A 15,665-nucleotide genomic window follows, 5' to 3' on the forward strand; every position below is an offset into this window, starting at 1 on the left:
TCTGCCACTTTTGTCTGGATTCGGGTTTATGAGCACACCGCGTGAAACCATCGCCGCCGTTGCCACCGCACAAGGTCGCGGCGGTGTAGGCATCGTTCGTATCTCCGGGCCGTTGGCCAGCGTGGCGGCGAAAGCCATCAGCGGTCGCCAGCTGAAACCGCGTTTTGCCCACTACGGACCTTTTTTCAGTGACGATCAGCAGGTGCTGGACGAAGGTCTGGCGCTGTATTTCCCGGGGCCGAACTCGTTTACCGGCGAAGACGTGCTGGAACTGCAGGGCCACGGCGGCCCGATCGTGCTCGACATGTTGCTCAAGCGTTGCCTGGAACTGGGTTGCCGCTTGGCGCGTCCTGGAGAATTCAGTGAACGCGCGTTTCTCAACGACAAGCTCGATCTGGCCCAGGCCGAGGCGATTGCCGATCTGATCGAAGCCAGTTCTGCTCAAGCTGCACGAAATGCCCTGCGTTCATTGCAAGGCGCGTTTTCCCAACGTGTGCATAACCTGACCGAACAGCTGATCGGCCTGCGCATCTACGTCGAAGCCGCAATCGATTTTCCGGAAGAAGAAATCGACTTCCTCGCCGACGGTCATGTGCTGAGCATGCTCGATAAAGTGCGCATCGAGTTATCCACAGTACTGCGCGAGGCCGGACAGGGTGCATTGCTGCGTGACGGCATGACAGTGGTGATTGCCGGACGACCGAATGCCGGTAAATCCAGTCTGTTGAATGCACTGGCCGGTCGTGAAGCCGCTATCGTTACCGAAATTGCCGGTACCACCCGGGATATCCTGCGCGAACATATCCACATCGATGGCATGCCGTTGCACGTCGTCGACACTGCCGGTCTGCGTGATACCGATGATCATGTGGAAAAAATCGGCGTCGAGCGAGCGTTGAAGGCAATCGGTGAGGCTGATCGGGTGTTGTTGGTGGTTGATGCGACCGCACCGGAAGCGCTGGACCCGTTTGCCCTGTGGCCAGAATTCCTCGAAACCCGGCCGGATCCGGCCAAAGTCACCCTGATTCGCAATAAAGCCGATCTGACCGGCGAAGCAATTGCTCTGGCAACCAGTGAAGACGGTCATGTCACCATCAGTCTGAGTGCCAAATCAGCTGGCGAAGGCCTGGATTTGCTGCGTGACCATCTCAAAGCCTGCATGGGTTACGAGCAAACGTCGGAAAGCAGCTTCAGTGCACGACGTCGACATCTCGAGGCATTGCGCTATGCCAGCGCGGCACTGGAACACGGCCGCGCGCAGCTGACCTTGGCGGGCGCCGGCGAATTGCTCGCCGAGGATTTGCGCCAGGCCCAGCATGCGTTGGGTGAAATCACCGGGGCGTTCAGTTCCGATGACTTGTTGGGGCGGATCTTTTCCAGCTTCTGCATCGGTAAATAAATGCGGGCCTGTGGACAATTTATCCACAGGCCTGTTTCGTTTTACCAGTTGTAAGACACCGTACCGAGCATCGTGCGATCTTCGCCCCAATAGCAGCGTCCGGCATCGTTGCAGCCGGATACATATTCCTTGGCGAACAGATTTTTCGCGTTGAGATCCACGCTCCAGTGGCTGTCGATCTGGTAACCGATCGCTGCATCGACCAGCGTGACATCGCCGGCATCCAGCTTGCCGTAGAGAGACGGCGAGGTGTAGGCGAACGCACTGTCGAAGTAACGCACGCCGCCCGCCACGTACAGGCCTTTGAGATAGCCATCAAGGAAGCGGTATTTGGCCCAGACTGACGCCTGATTGCGCGGCACGCCTGTCATCTGATGACCTTTGATCAGTGAGGTTGCTGCATCTTTGGTGATGCGCGCATCGGTGTAGGTGTAAGCACCCGTAACATTCAGGTTTTGGGTCAGATTGCTGTTGAGCTCCAGCTCGACCCCCTTGGAACGGCTTTCGCCCACCTGGCGATAGCTCGACGTCGTCGAGTCGAAGTAGGTGTCGTCCCTTTTGCGCAGGTCATACACCGAAGCGGTGAATGCCGTATCCCAGCCGATCGGCTCGTACTTCAGGCCCACTTCGTATTGGCTGCTGGTGATCGGATCGAGCGGTGTGCCGGCGTTGGAAATCTGCTGCACCGGCACAAATGAGGTGGAATAGCTGACATACGGCGTCATGCCGTTGTCGAACTGATACATCACGCCGCCCTGATAGGTGAACTTCTTGTCCTCGGAACTGATGTCGCCGCCCTTTGCCACCTTGTCGCGAAAATCGCTGTCGACCCAGTCCTGCCGGCCACCGAGCAAAAACAGCCAACGGTCGTACTTGCTCTGGATCTGTGCATAAACGCCTTTCATCTGTTGCTCGAGCAAGGTGTTTTGCACCGCAATCGGCGTGGTCGGGTCGCGCAAGTAAACCGGGTTATACACATCGATCGGCCCGACGATGCCAGCGTTCCAATCCTGGCTGAACGAAGTACGGTCATAGCTGGCGCCGAACAACACGGTGTTTTCCAGACCACCAACCTCGAATTTGCCTTCCAACTGGTTATCCAGCGAATAGACCATCGACTTGTTGAAGCGATCGTAAGCGGTCATGTTCAGTCGCTTGCCGAACCCGCCGTTATTGAGGTTGCCTGGCCAGGTTTCATGCCGGGTGATGCGCGACTGCATATAACGCGAGTTCTGGCGGAACTGCCAGTCATCATTGAAGGAGTGGCTGAACTCATAACCGGTGCTCCAGGTTTCCCGTTCGAAGGTATTCCAGTCCGGATCGCCGAGCATCGTATCCTTGGATAACTGGCTGTTGGGGTTGCTCAGCAATGTCCCGGCCGCCGGCAGGCCGAGTTCCATGTTGGTGTGATCTTTCTGGTAGTTGGCCAGCAGCGTGAGCGTATTGAAGTCGTCGAAATTCAGGGTCAGCGAGGGGGCGATGTAAATTCGGTCATCCGGGACATGATCGGTCTGGGTGTCGGACTTGCGCCCAAGCATCACCACGCGCCCGAGAATGTTGCCGTTGTCGTTGAGCGGCCCCGACACATCGACGCCGATCTGCCGGCGATTGTTCGAGCCATAGCCCAGTTGCACTTCGCCCTGAGGCACGGCAGTCGGACGTTTACTGACCAGATTGACCAGACCGCCGGGGGCGTTTTCGCCATACAGCAGCGAGGACGGACCGCGGAACACTTCGACTCGCTCCAGTCCGTAAGGCTCGGTGCTGGTGTCATAGCGATTGCCCTGTACGCGTAGTCCATCGCGCAGCAGACCGTAGCCATAATCGGTGGCGTTGAAACCTCGGATGAAAAACAGATCGCCGGCCAGGCTGTCACCTGCCGCAAACGGAGGGGCAAAGATTCCGGGTACGTAGCCAAGCACCTCGGTGAGTGTCTGGGATTTCTGATCTTTCATGCGCTGGGCAGTTACGACAGATATGGAGCGCGGCGTTTCCGACAGCGGCGTGCTGGTTTTCGTACCGATCCGGCTGTTCTGCGCCTTGTAGCCGACATCGGCGGCGTAATCCAGATCCATCGGGTTGGCCAACTGAGCGTTGATGTTGGTCGGGGCCAGTTCCAGCGAATCAGCGTTTGGGAGCGCTTGCAGAATGTAGCTGTCCGGTGCCTGCGGCACGGCTTGCAACCCGGAGCCTTGCAGCAGTTGGGCGAAGCCTTGTTCGACGCTGAAATTGCCGTTCAGCCCGGTACTGGACAAGCGTAGCGTCTGTTGCGGCGAGAACGATAAAATCACATTCGCAGCGGAGGCGAACTGGCTGAGGGCATTATCCAGAGGGCCCGCGGCAATGGCATAACGCTGAGTGCTGCTCGCCGCGGATGCGCCAACGGGCATCACCAGACAAGACGCGGCACTGGTCATAAATAGGCTGTAGGCAAGACAGTGGTAAGAGAAGCGCTGACGGTACGTAGGAAGACACATGTGTGGATAAGCCCTGAAAATGGCAACGAGCCGCGTTTATCGCGATTACCTGTAGGGCCGGTTCAGGGCAAAAAAAGATAACCCCGTTGTCGATTTATTTTTCCCAGGTCTGGTATCGATCAGGCGCGGTGGCTGAGCGAGACCCAGTAACGGGTGAAGTAACGCACGTTGATCGGCAACGAAGCCTGTAGATTGGCCAACACGGCGTCGGTGGAATCAAGCCGAAATGTACCTGACACGCGCAGATCCCTGGCACGAGCGTCGCAATGCAGAACACCGCGACGATAACGTTGCAGCTCATCAATCACATCGCCCAGTCGCGCGTCGAGGACAATCAACTGGCCATTGCTCCATGCCACTTGCGATGAGGCGAAGGGCCGAATGAGTCCGATATGCCGACGATCGAAATCTACGCCTTCGCCTGCCTGCAGAATTCTCGCAGCCGCTGAGGCATCAGCGGGCTGAACACTGACCCTGTCCTGCAGTACTCCCACCTTGGTTGAACCCGATAACAGCTGAACCGAAAAACGCGTGCCCAGCGCTTGAACCCGGCCATCATCGGTTTCGACAAAAAACGGCCGTGGATCGCCAAGCTTGCCGGTTTGAATCAGGATCTCGCCCGAGCGCAGGCGAATCAGCCGCTGCGTCGCGTCGAAAGCCACATCGATCGCGGTATCGGTATTGAGCTGAATCTGGCTGCCGTCGGCCAATGTCAGGTCGCGACGCTGACCGATCCCGGTTTTATAGTCGGCCCAGACATTCCCCAAAGAGGTGTGTTGCTGAACATTCCAGCCGACGAACCCGGTTCCTGCAGCGAGCAGTAAAAGCTTCAACACCTGGCGTCGTTGCTGTCCGGTACTCAGGGCGCGACGTTTCAAATCCTGCGGCAGGGTGCCGAGGTGGCGTTGCAGTTGTTCCACTTGGGTCCATGCCGCCAGATGTGCAGGATCGCTATCTATCCACAGCTGCCAGGTGTTCCTTTCGGCAAGCGTTGGCGGCTCTGCCTGAAACTGCACGTACCAGCTGGCGGCTGCTTCGAAAACCTGGCGGTCGGGTGCGATGGCCATCAATGCTGCGCCATGATCAGGGCACATTCCGTGAGGGCGCGAATCATGTGCTTCTTCACCGTGGTCAGCGAAACCTGCAATTGCACGGCAATATGTTGATAAGTCAGACCTTCTATCTGCGAAAGCATGAAGATTTTCTGCGTTCGCGCACCGAGGCCGGCCAAGGCTTTATCCACAGCCATCAGGGTTTCGATGATCAGCGCTCGATCTTCTTCACTGATTGCGCAGGCTTCGGCTCGGGTAGCGAGCGCCTGCAGATAAGCGGTCTCGATGGCGCTCCTTCTGTATCGATCAATCACCAGGCCGCGCGCGATGGTGGCCAGATAATCCCTTGGCTCGCGGATATGCGCCGCGCTACGGGCCGCCAGAATCCGCACAAACGTGTCATGCGCGACGTCAGCCGCATCGCAGGCATCATTTAATTTTCCCTTGAGCCAGCCGTAGAGCCACGAATGGTGTTGCTCGTAGATTTGCTCGATCGCAGCGGTGTGGGCGAGTAGGGGCATGGGAAAAGTAACGAGTTAATGATAATGCCTATTATTAGCCTCTGTTACGTGCTCTCACAATAGTCTTCGCACTTCCTTCCGCTGACTTCATGGGCGTCACCGCTATCTCGGTGGCGCCTTTTTTTTGCGTTCTGTCGTCATCGTTTGGACCGTTTCTGTGGATTAAGCCCTGTGAATAACTGCCACTGAGGTCGGTTGATAACAGGGCTCCAAAACTGGATATAAACCCCTCTGTGGATAACCACCCCTTTCATCCACAGGCTTAAGAGGCTTATCCAGTGTTCTCATTGGCACATGAGCACAGGGTTTTGAATCTCTGTACAGTCCATAATTAAAGGTCTGTAGAGATCTATCCACAGAAAGCATGCCCAGTAAGAATAAACATAAAAACAAAGGTTTTATAAATTTCTCTCTTTTTTATTCTTTTAACCGCGAGTTCTCCACAGCTGGTTAATTTTTGTGCAAAGGGTTCTTTAGAAAGGGCGAAGTCCCTATACTTGCCGACCAGGTCCAGAAACCTGAGCTCAAACTATTTCCTGAATGACCTATTAAGCAGGCACGAGGTGCGTGGTGGATTTCCCTTCCCGTTTTGAAGTGATCGTCATCGGCGGCGGTCATGCCGGTACCGAGGCAGCACTGGCCTCAGCACGTATGGGGGCAAAAACCCTGTTGCTGACGCATAACGTGGAAACCCTCGGTGCCATGAGTTGCAACCCGGCCATCGGTGGCATTGGCAAAAGCCATCTGGTCAAGGAAATCGACGCCCTCGGCGGCGCAATGGCCATGGCTACCGATTTGGGTGGTATCCAGTTTCGCGTGTTGAACAGCCGCAAAGGCCCGGCCGTTCGGGCGACCCGTGCGCAGGCCGACCGCATTCTGTACAAAGCGGCTGTCCGCGAGATCCTGGAAAACCAGCCGAACCTGTGGATATTTCAACAAGCGGCGGATGACTTGATCGTCGAGCAGGAACAGGTCCGTGGTGTTGTCACGCAAATGGGTCTGCGGTTCTTCGCCGATTCCGTGGTGTTGACCACCGGTACGTTCCTCGGTGGACTTATCCACATCGGTTTGCAGAATTTTTCCGGCGGTCGTGCCGGTGATCCGCCGTCAATCGCGCTGGCGCACCGTTTGCGTGAACTGCCACTGCGTGTAGGCCGCTTGAAAACCGGCACACCGCCGCGCATTGACGGCAAGTCTGTGGATTTCTCGGTAATGACCGAGCAGCCAGGCGACACGCCGATCCCGGTGATGTCGTTCATGGGCAACAAGGAACAGCATCCCCGCCAGGTCAGCTGCTGGATTACCCACACCAATGCCCGCACCCACGAAATCATCGCGGCGAACCTCGATCGTTCACCGATGTATTCCGCTGCCGGTGAAATCGAGGGCATCGGCCCGCGTTACTGCCCGTCGATCGAAGACAAGATCCATCGCTTTGCCGACAAGGAAAGCCATCAGGTGTTCATCGAACCGGAAGGTTTGACCACCCATGAGCTGTACCCGAACGGGATATCCACAAGCTTGCCGTTCGACGTGCAGTTGCAGATCGTGCAATCGATCCGCGGCATGGAAAACGCGCACATCGTGCGTCCGGGTTATGCAATCGAGTACGACTACTTCGATCCACGCGATTTGAAATACAGCCTCGAAACCAAAGTGATTGGCGGCCTGTTCTTTGCTGGCCAGATCAACGGCACCACCGGTTACGAAGAGGCCGGTGCACAAGGTTTGCTCGCTGGCGCCAACGCTGCGCTGCGCGCCAAGGGCAAAGAAGCCTGGTGCCCGCGCCGCGATGAAGCGTACATCGGTGTGTTGGTCGATGACCTGATCACCCTCGGTACCCAAGAGCCGTACCGCATGTTCACTTCCCGCGCCGAGTACCGCCTGATCCTGCGCGAGGACAATGCCGACCTGCGTCTGACTGAAAAAGGCCGCGAACTCGGTCTGGTCGATGACGCGCGTTGGGCGGCATTCTGCAAGAAGCGCGAAAGCATCGATCTGGAAGAACAGCGCCTGAAAAGCACCTGGGTGCGACCCAATACGCAACAGGGCGATGCGATTGCCGAGAAGTTCGGCACGCCGCTGACCCACGAATACAACTTGCTCAACCTCCTGAGCCGACCGGAAATCGACTACGCCGGTCTGGTCGAGGTGACCGGCAACGGCGCCGAAGATCCACAGGTTGCCGAGCAGGTCGAAATCAAGACCAAGTACGCTGGTTACATTGATCGCCAACAGGATGAAATCGCCCGTTTGCGCGCCAGCGAAGACACCAAACTGCCTGTGGATATCGATTACACCAACATTTCCGGTCTCTCCAAGGAGATCCAGAGCAAGCTCGGCGCGACTCGCCCCGAGACGCTCGGTCAGGCTTCGCGGATCCCGGGTGTGACCCCGGCAGCCATTTCGCTGTTGATGATTCATTTGAAAAAACGCGGCGCGGGCCGTCAGTTGGAGCAAAGCGCTTGAGTTCTAAGGTCACTTCGCAACACGCCGAAGAGTTATCCACAGGAGCCCGCGCGCTCGGTGTCGAGCTCACGCAAGCCCAGCATGAGTTGCTGCTGGGTTATCTGGCCCTGTTGATCAAATGGAACCAGGCCTACAACCTCACCGCTGTGCGCGATCCGGACGAAATGGTTTCGCGTCATCTGCTCGATAGTCTGAGCGTGATGGGGTTCATCGAAAACGGCCGCTGGCTTGATGTCGGCAGTGGCGGCGGGATGCCAGGGATACCGTTGGCAATCCTGTTTCCGGATTCGCAGGTGACCTGCCTGGACAGCAACGGCAAGAAAACCCGCTTCCTGACCCAGGTCAGACTCGAACTCAAGCTGGATAACCTGCAAGTTATCCACAGTCGTGTCGAGGCTTTCCAGCCTGTGGAGCCATTCAACGGGATCATTTCCCGGGCGTTCAGCAGCATGGAGAACTTCAGTAACTGGACTCGCCACCTGGGCGATGCCGATACACGCTGGCTGGCAATGAAGGGCGTTCATCCGGCCGATGAGCTGGTAGCATTGCCGGCAGACTTCAAACTCGATAGCGAACACGCCCTGGCCGTACCCGGTTGCCAAGGCCAACGCCATCTGCTGATACTGCGCCGCACGGCATGATTGGGAACACAAGCAAGAATGGCTAAGGTATTCGCGATAGCGAACCAGAAGGGTGGTGTGGGCAAGACCACCACCTGTATCAACCTCGCAGCATCGCTGGTCGCGACCAAGCGCCGGGTGCTGCTGATCGATCTCGATCCACAGGGCAACGCCACCATGGGTAGCGGTGTGGATAAACACGGCCTGGAAAATTCGGTCTACGACCTGCTGATCGGTGAATGCGATCTGGGCCAGGCCATGCATTTTTCCGAACATGGCGGTTATCAGCTGCTGCCGGCCAACCGCGATCTGACGGCGGCCGAAGTGGTGCTGCTGGAAATGCAGATGAAGGAAAGCCGTCTGCGCAGTGCGCTGGCGCCGATCCGCGACAACTACGATTACATTTTGATCGACTGCCCGCCGTCGCTGTCGATGCTCACGCTGAACGCGCTGGTCGCCTCCGACGGGGTGATTATCCCCATGCAGTGCGAATATTTCGCGCTCGAAGGTTTGAGCGACCTTGTGGATAACATCAAGCGAATCGCTGAACTGCTGAATCCGAACCTGAAAGTCGAAGGTCTGTTACGGACCATGTACGACCCACGCCTGAGCCTGATGAACGACGTCTCGGCGCAGCTCAAGGAGCACTTCGGCGAGCAGCTTTACGACACGGTGATTCCGCGCAACATCCGTCTGGCCGAAGCGCCAAGCTACGGCATGCCGGCGCTGGCCTACGACAAGCAGTCGCGCGGCGCGCTGGCTTATCTGGCCCTCGCGGGCGAGATGGTTCGCCGTCAGCGCAAAAATTCACGCATCGCCGCTGCCCAGCCAACTTAAGGAATCCCCATGGCCGTCAAGAAACGAGGTCTCGGACGTGGACTGGATGCACTGCTGAGCGGTCCGACAGTCAGCGCCCTGGAAGAACAGGCCGCGCAGGCTGATACCCGGGAATTGCAGCATTTGCCGCTGGACCTGCTTCAGCGCGGCAAATACCAGCCGCGCCGGGACATGGATCCGCAGGCGCTGGAAGAACTGGCGTCTTCGATCAAAGCCCAAGGCGTGATGCAACCGATCGTGGTGCGTCCGATTGGTGGTGGCCGCTTCGAAATCATTGCCGGTGAGCGTCGCTGGCGCGCCAGTCAGCAGGCTGGCCAGGAAACCATCCCGGCCATGGTCCGCGATGTCCCCGATGAGACGGCTATTGCCATCGCGCTGATCGAGAACATCCAGCGTGAAGACTTGAGTCCGATCGAAGAAGCCGTGGCCCTGCAGCGTTTGCAGCAGGAATTCCAGCTGACTCAGCAGCAGGTGGCCGAGGCTGTGGGTAAGTCTCGGGTGACTGTGGCTAACCTGTTGCGACTTATTGCATTGCCTGAAGTCATCAAGACCATGCTGTCCCATGGCGATCTGGAAATGGGTCATGCCCGCGCATTGCTCGGTCTGCCGGACAATCAACAGGTCGAAGGGGCGCGACATGTTGTCGCACGAGGCCTGACCGTGCGCCAAACTGAAGCACTGGTTCGCCAGTGGTTGAGTGGCAAACCGGAGCCTGTCGAAGCCGCCAAACCCGATCCGGACATCGCCCGCCTCGAGCAGCGCCTGGCCGAGCGCCTAGGCTCTGCGGTGCAGATTCGCCACGGGAAGAAGGGCAAGGGCCAATTGGTGATTGGTTACAACTCGCTCGATGAGCTTCAAGGTGTGCTCGCACACATCCGCTGAAACATTTCCTCATGTAGCGCGCAGTCGGAAATCACTACCTGACAGTTGAATAGGGGCAGAACCGCCCCTATACTCTGCGCGCATTTTGTCGGCACAAATTATGCCAAGTTAGTGAATTCTGGCAGCCGACCATTGGAGAGCAAACGTGATGGAAACCCGCAAGCCAAACCGCCTGCCGTTCCATCGCCTGGCAGTTTTTCCGGTGTTGATGGCTCAATTTGTCGTTTTGCTGATTGCCGCATTGGCGCTCTGGCAATGGCATGGAGTCGTTGCCGGATACTCGGGACTTTGCGGAGGCCTGATAGCCTTGCTGCCCAATGTGTATTTCGCTCACAGGGCATTTCGGTTTTCCGGCGCCCGAGCAGCCCAGTCCATCGTCCGGTCTTTTTATGCCGGCGAGGCAGGCAAACTGATTTTGACGGCAGTGCTGTTTGCACTGGTGTTCGCAGGTGTGAAGCCACTGGCGCCGATCGCAGTATTCGGCGTGTTCGTGCTGACGCAGTCGGTCAGCTGGTTCGCTCCCCTGCTGATGAGAACAAGACTTTCGAGACCTTAGGGCGTTTGAGGCAACCATGGCAGAAACAACCGCTTCGGGCTATATCCAGCACCACTTGCAGAACCTGACCTTCGGTCAGCTACCCAACGGCGGCTGGGGCTTTGCCCACACCGCAGCAGAGGCCAAGGAAATGGGCTTCTGGGCTTTCCACGTCGATACCCTCGGCTGGTCGGTCGCGCTGGGTCTGATCTTCGTGCTTCTTTTCCGCATGGCGGCGAAGAAGGCAACGTCGGGTCAGCCGGGTGCTTTGCAGAACTTCGTTGAAGTATTGGTCGAATTCGTCGATGGCAGCGTGAAAGACAGCTTCCATGGCCGTAGCCCGGTGATCGCACCGCTGGCACTGACCATCTTCGTCTGGGTGTTCCTGATGAACGCCGTCGACCTGGTACCGGTCGACTGGATTCCTCAACTGGCCATCCTGATCTCCGGTGATGCGCACATCCCGTTCCGCGCCGTGTCGACCACCGACCCGAACGCGACCCTGGGCATGGCGTTCTCGGTGTTCGCACTGATCATTTTCTACAGCATCAAGGTCAAGGGCATCGGCGGCTTTATCGGCGAACTGACCCTGCACCCGTTCGGCAGCAAGAACATCTTCGTTCAGGCGCTGCTGATCCCGGTGAACTTCCTGCTGGAATTCGTGACCCTGATCGCCAAGCCGATCTCTCTGGCTCTGCGTCTGTTCGGCAACATGTATGCCGGCGAGCTGGTGTTCATTCTGATCGCTGTGATGTTCGGCAGCGGCCTGCTCTGGCTGAGCGGCCTGGGCGTTGTCCTGCAGTGGGCGTGGGCTGTGTTCCACATCCTGATCATCACGCTGCAGGCGTTCATCTTCATGATGCTGACCATCGTCTACCTGTCGATGGCGCACGAAGAAAACCATTAAGGCCAGTCTCGACTAGTCTGATGTCCCTCCCGGTCAAACGGGAGGGGGCTCTTCACAGGGCACCTGAAACGATTTGTTTTACCGCTTTAATCTAAAAAACCTAAACCATACGACGTAAAAGTCGGGAGGAAAGATGGAAACTGTAGTTGGTCTAACCGCTATCGCTGTTGCACTGTTGATCGGCCTGGGCGCACTGGGTACCGCAATTGGTTTCGGCCTGCTGGGCGGCAAGTTCCTGGAAGGCGCAGCGCGTCAGCCAGAAATGGTTCCAATGCTGCAAGTTAAAATGTTCATCGTTGCCGGTCTGCTCGACGCCGTAACCATGATCGGTGTTGGTATCGCTCTGTTCTTCACCTTTGCGAACCCGTTCGTTGGTCAGATCGCTGGCTAATTACCCGGAGTTTTCCGAGTAATTTGATGTGATGGACAACGTAACTGCGAGGTGTTGGCGTGAACATTAATGCGACCCTGATTGGCCAGTCCGTTGCGTTCCTGATTTTTGTACTGTTCTGCATGAAGTATGTATGGCCTCCGGTCATCGCTGCTCTGCACGAACGTCAAAAGAAGATCGCTGATGGTCTGGACGCTGCCAGCCGTGCAGCTCGCGACCTGGAGTTGGCCCAAGAAAAAGCGGGTCAGCAACTGCGCGAAGCGAAAGCTCAGGCAGCTGAAATCATCGAGCAAGCCAAGAAACGCGGTAACCAGATCGTCGAAGAGGCTGTTGAAAAAGCCCGTATCGACGCTGACCGTGTGAAGGTTCAGGCTCAAGCCGAGATCGAACAGGAACTGAACAGCGTCAAAGACAAGCTGCGTGCCCAAGTGGGCTTGCTGGCTGTTGGCGGCGCCGAGAAGATCCTGGGTGCCACAATCGATCAAAACGCGCACGCAGAGCTGGTTAACCAACTGGCTGCTGAAATCTAAGCGAGGGCGATCATGGCAGAACTGACCACGTTGGCCCGACCTTACGCTAAGGCGGCCTTCGAGCACGCTCAGGCCCACCAGCAACTGGCCAATTGGTCAGCCATGCTCGGCCTGGCAGCAGCGGTGTCGCAAGACGACACCCTGCAGCGCGTGCTCAAGGCCCCGCGACTGACGAGCGCAGAAAAGGCCGCCACGTTCATTGACGTGTGCGGCGACAAGTTTGATGAAAAGGCACGCAACTTCATCAACGTCGTTGCCGAAAACGACCGTCTCCTGCTTCTGCCGGAGATCGCCGCTCTGTTCGACCTGTACAAGGCCGAACAAGAGAAATCGGTAGACGTTGAAGTGACCAGTGCTTTCGCATTGAACCAAGAACAGCAAGACAAACTCGCCAAGGTTCTCAGTGCACGACTCAACCGGGAAGTGCGCCTGCAAGTTGCGGAGGACGCTGCCTTGATTGGTGGTGTCGTGATCCGCGCCGGCGACCTGGTTATCGATGGCTCGATTCGCGGCAAAATCGCGAAACTTGCCGAAGCATTGAAATCTTGAGTTTGAAGGGGCAGCAGAGCAATGCAGCAACTCAATCCTTCCGAAATAAGTGAAATTATCAAGGGCCGCATCGACAAGCTCGATGTGACCTCCCAAGCCCGTAACGAAGGCACTGTCGTCAGCGTATCTGACGGCATCGTGCGGATTCACGGTCTGGCCGACGTCATGTACGGCGAGATGATCGAGTTTCCGGGCGGCGTCTACGGTATGGCCCTCAACCTGGAGCAGGACTCCGTAGGTGCCGTGGTATTGGGCTCCTACCAGTCGCTGGCTGAAGGCATGAGCGCCAAGTGCACCGGCCGCATCCTCGAAGTTCCTGTTGGTAAGGAATTGCTGGGCCGCGTAGTCGATGCACTGGGTAACCCTGTTGACGGCAAAGGTCCACTGGGCAACACCGAGACCGACGCGGTCGAGAAAGTTGCTCCAGGCGTGATCTGGCGTAAGTCGGTAGACCAGCCTGTACAGACTGGCTACAAGGCTGTCGATGCCATGATCCCGGTCGGCCGTGGCCAGCGTGAGCTGATCATCGGTGACCGTCAGATCGGTAAAACCGCTCTGGCGATCGACGCGATCATCAACCAGAAAGACAGCGGCATTTTCTGCGTCTACGTAGCGATCGGTCAGAAGCAATCGACCATTGCCAACGTGGTTCGCAAGCTGGAAGAAAACGGCGCCCTGGCCAACACGATCATCGTGGCTGCCAGTGCTTCGGAATCTCCTGCGCTGCAATTCCTGGCACCGTACTCCGGTTGCACCATGGGTGAATTCTTCCGCGACCGCGGTGAAGACGCGCTGATCGTTTATGACGATCTGTCCAAGCAGGCAGTGGCTTACCGCCAGATCTCCCTGCTGCTGCGCCGTCCACCAGGCCGTGAAGCTTACCCAGGCGACGTGTTCTATCTCCACTCCCGTCTGCTGGAGCGCGCATCCCGCGTTTCGGAAGAATACGTTGAGAAGTTCACCAACGGCGCAGTGACCGGCAAAACCGGTTCCCTGACCGCACTGCCGATCATCGAAACCCAGGCTGGCGACGTTTCCGCGTTCGTTCCGACCAACGTGATTTCCATCACCGACGGTCAGATCTTCCTGGAATCGGCCATGTTCAACTCGGGCATCCGTCCTGCAGTGAACGCCGGTGTTTCGGTATCCCGTGTGGGTGGTGCCGCTCAGACCAAGATCATCAAGAAGCTTTCCGGTGGTATCCGTACCGCTCTGGCTCAGTACCGTGAACTGGCGGCATTCGCCCAGTTCGCTTCTGACCTGGACGAAGCGACCCGCAAGCAACTTGAGCATGGTCAGCGCGTTACCGAGCTGATGAAGCAGAAGCAATACGCACCAATGTCGATCGCTGACATGGCGCTGTCGCTGTATGCCGCTGAGCGTGGGTTCCTGACTGACATTGAAATCGCCAAGGTCGGCAGCTTCGAACAAGCGCTGATTGCTTTCTTCAACCGCGATCACGCCGATTTGATGGCTAAGATCAACGTTAAAGGTGACTTCAATGACGAAATCGACGCTGGCATGAAAGCCGGTATCGAGAAGTTCAAGGCCACCCAAACCTGGTAAGCCGCAGCGGGAGCCGCGAGGCTCCCGCTTGCTAACCTGATAGGTGTTACATGGCAGGCGCAAAAGAGATTCGCAGTAAGATTGCGAGCATCAAAAGCACGCAAAAGATTACCAGCGCCATGGAAAAAGTGGCGGTCAGCAAAATGCGCAAGGCACAAATGCGCATGGCTGCTAGCCGTCCTTATGCGGAGCGTATCCGCCAGGTAATTGGGCATCTGGCCAACGCCAACCCGGAATACCGCCACCCGTTCATGATCGACCGCGAAATCAAGCGCGTCGGTTATGTCGTCGTGAGCAGTGACCGTGGTCTGTGCGGCGGCTTGAACACCAACCTGTTCAAGGCCCTGGTCAAGGACATGGCGGTAAACCGCGAAAACGGCGTCGAGATTGATCTGTGTGTCGTTGGTAGCAAGGGTGCGGCCTTTTTCCGCAACTTCGGCGGTAACGTCGTTGCAGCTATCAGCCACCTGGGTGAAGAGCCGTCGATCAATGATCTGATCGGCAGCGTCAAGGTGATGCTGGATGCCTACCTGGACGGCCGTATTGACCGCCTGTCCGTGGTGTCCAACAAGTTCATCAACACCATGACGCAACAGCCTACCGTGGAGCAATTGATTCCACTGGTGGCCACCCCGGATCAGGATCTCAAGCACCACTGGGACTATCTCTACGAACCGGATGCCAAAGAGCTGCTTGACGGCTTGATGGTCCGTTACGTCGAGTCGCAGGTCTACCAGGCGGTGGTCGAGAACAACGCGGCTGAACAGGCTGCGCGGATGATCGCGATGAAGAACGCTACCGACAACGCCGGTGATTTGATCAGCGATTTGCAGCTGATCTACAACAAGGCGCGTCAGGCTGCGATCACCCAAGAGATCTCGGAAATCGTCGGCGGCGCTGCCGCGGTTTAACGGTTCAAATATTCAGAGG

At 57.3% G+C, this 15,665-nt stretch carries 15 protein-coding genes; 12 read left to right on the top strand and 3 right to left on the bottom strand.

Going from position 1 to position 15,665, the window contains the following annotated elements; all coding sequences use genetic code 11:
• Positions 1-28: 28 nt before the first annotated feature.
• Complete coding sequence (mnmE, locus tag J3P75_RS00260) at positions 29-1,399, top strand: tRNA uridine-5-carboxymethylaminomethyl(34) synthesis GTPase MnmE (protein WP_434708926.1); 1,371 nt, start codon at positions 29-31, stop codon at positions 1,397-1,399.
• A 41-nt stretch (positions 1,400-1,440) separates the two neighbouring features.
• Here the strand turns inward: mnmE and J3P75_RS00265 are convergent, their stop codons facing one another.
• The 3 genes from J3P75_RS00265 to J3P75_RS00275 form a co-directional block, all read right to left on the bottom strand.
• The gene (locus J3P75_RS00265; RefSeq protein ID WP_434708927.1) at positions 1,441-3,876 is read right to left on the bottom strand and encodes a TonB-dependent siderophore receptor; all 2,436 of its coding nucleotides are present in this window, start codon (positions 3,874-3,876) and stop codon (positions 1,441-1,443) included.
• Positions 3,877-3,995: 119 nt separating this feature from the next.
• Positions 3,996-4,943 (bottom strand): FecR domain-containing protein, encoded by a 948-nt coding sequence (locus J3P75_RS00270; protein WP_434708929.1) that lies wholly within the window; start codon positions 4,941-4,943, stop codon positions 3,996-3,998.
• Positions 4,943-5,449: a sigma-70 family RNA polymerase sigma factor gene (locus J3P75_RS00275; RefSeq protein WP_434708930.1), complete on the bottom strand. Its 507-nt coding sequence runs from the start codon at positions 5,447-5,449 to the stop codon at positions 4,943-4,945. The genes J3P75_RS00270 and J3P75_RS00275 overlap by 1 nt, the downstream gene beginning before the upstream one ends.
• 570 nt (positions 5,450-6,019) lie before the next feature.
• On the opposite strand from J3P75_RS00275, the gene mnmG reads away from it, so the two are divergent.
• From mnmG to atpG, 11 genes are all read left to right on the top strand, one after another.
• Complete coding sequence (gene mnmG / locus J3P75_RS00280; RefSeq protein WP_434594027.1) at positions 6,020-7,918, top strand: tRNA uridine-5-carboxymethylaminomethyl(34) synthesis enzyme MnmG; 1,899 nt, start codon at positions 6,020-6,022, stop codon at positions 7,916-7,918.
• On the top strand, positions 7,915-8,559 hold the full coding sequence (gene rsmG / locus J3P75_RS00285; protein WP_434708931.1) for a 16S rRNA (guanine(527)-N(7))-methyltransferase RsmG: 645 nt from the start codon (positions 7,915-7,917) through the stop codon (positions 8,557-8,559). Before mnmG ends, rsmG begins: the two co-directional genes overlap by 4 nt.
• An 18-nt stretch (positions 8,560-8,577) precedes the next feature.
• Complete coding sequence (locus J3P75_RS00290) at positions 8,578-9,375, top strand: ParA family protein (RefSeq protein ID WP_203420125.1); 798 nt, start codon at positions 8,578-8,580, stop codon at positions 9,373-9,375.
• Positions 9,376-9,384: 9 nt separating this feature from the next.
• Entirely contained in the window at positions 9,385-10,257 is an 873-nt protein-coding gene (locus J3P75_RS00295; protein ID WP_090287826.1) for a ParB/RepB/Spo0J family partition protein, read from the top strand.
• Positions 10,258-10,405: 148 nt separating this feature from the next.
• Positions 10,406-10,813 (top strand): F0F1 ATP synthase subunit I, encoded by a 408-nt coding sequence (locus J3P75_RS00300; RefSeq protein WP_090287824.1) that lies wholly within the window; start codon positions 10,406-10,408, stop codon positions 10,811-10,813.
• Between the two features lie 16 nt (positions 10,814-10,829).
• Positions 10,830-11,699: a F0F1 ATP synthase subunit A gene (gene atpB, locus J3P75_RS00305; protein WP_016772402.1), complete on the top strand. Its 870-nt coding sequence runs from the start codon at positions 10,830-10,832 to the stop codon at positions 11,697-11,699.
• 133 nt (positions 11,700-11,832) lie between these two features.
• Positions 11,833-12,090, top strand: coding sequence for a F0F1 ATP synthase subunit C (gene atpE / locus J3P75_RS00310; RefSeq protein WP_003097235.1), 258 nt, complete (start codon positions 11,833-11,835; stop codon positions 12,088-12,090).
• Between the two features lie 59 nt (positions 12,091-12,149).
• Positions 12,150-12,620 carry a F0F1 ATP synthase subunit B gene (locus J3P75_RS00315; protein WP_016772403.1) on the top strand — a complete coding sequence of 157 codons (471 nt, stop codon included), beginning with the start codon at positions 12,150-12,152 and terminating at the stop codon, positions 12,618-12,620.
• Positions 12,621-12,632: 12 nt separating this feature from the next.
• The gene (locus tag J3P75_RS00320; protein ID WP_016772404.1) at positions 12,633-13,169 is read left to right on the top strand and encodes a F0F1 ATP synthase subunit delta; all 537 of its coding nucleotides are present in this window, start codon (positions 12,633-12,635) and stop codon (positions 13,167-13,169) included.
• 21 nt (positions 13,170-13,190) lie between these two features.
• Complete coding sequence (gene atpA, locus J3P75_RS00325; RefSeq protein WP_016772405.1) at positions 13,191-14,735, top strand: F0F1 ATP synthase subunit alpha; 1,545 nt, start codon at positions 13,191-13,193, stop codon at positions 14,733-14,735.
• A gap of 50 nt (positions 14,736-14,785) precedes the next feature.
• Positions 14,786-15,646: a F0F1 ATP synthase subunit gamma gene (atpG, locus tag J3P75_RS00330; RefSeq protein WP_007911960.1), complete on the top strand. Its 861-nt coding sequence runs from the start codon at positions 14,786-14,788 to the stop codon at positions 15,644-15,646.
• Positions 15,647-15,665 lie beyond the last annotated feature (19 nt).

Source organism: Pseudomonas sp. R1-1, from assembly GCF_051132135.1.
GTDB lineage: Bacteria > Pseudomonadota > Gammaproteobacteria > Pseudomonadales > Pseudomonadaceae > Aquipseudomonas.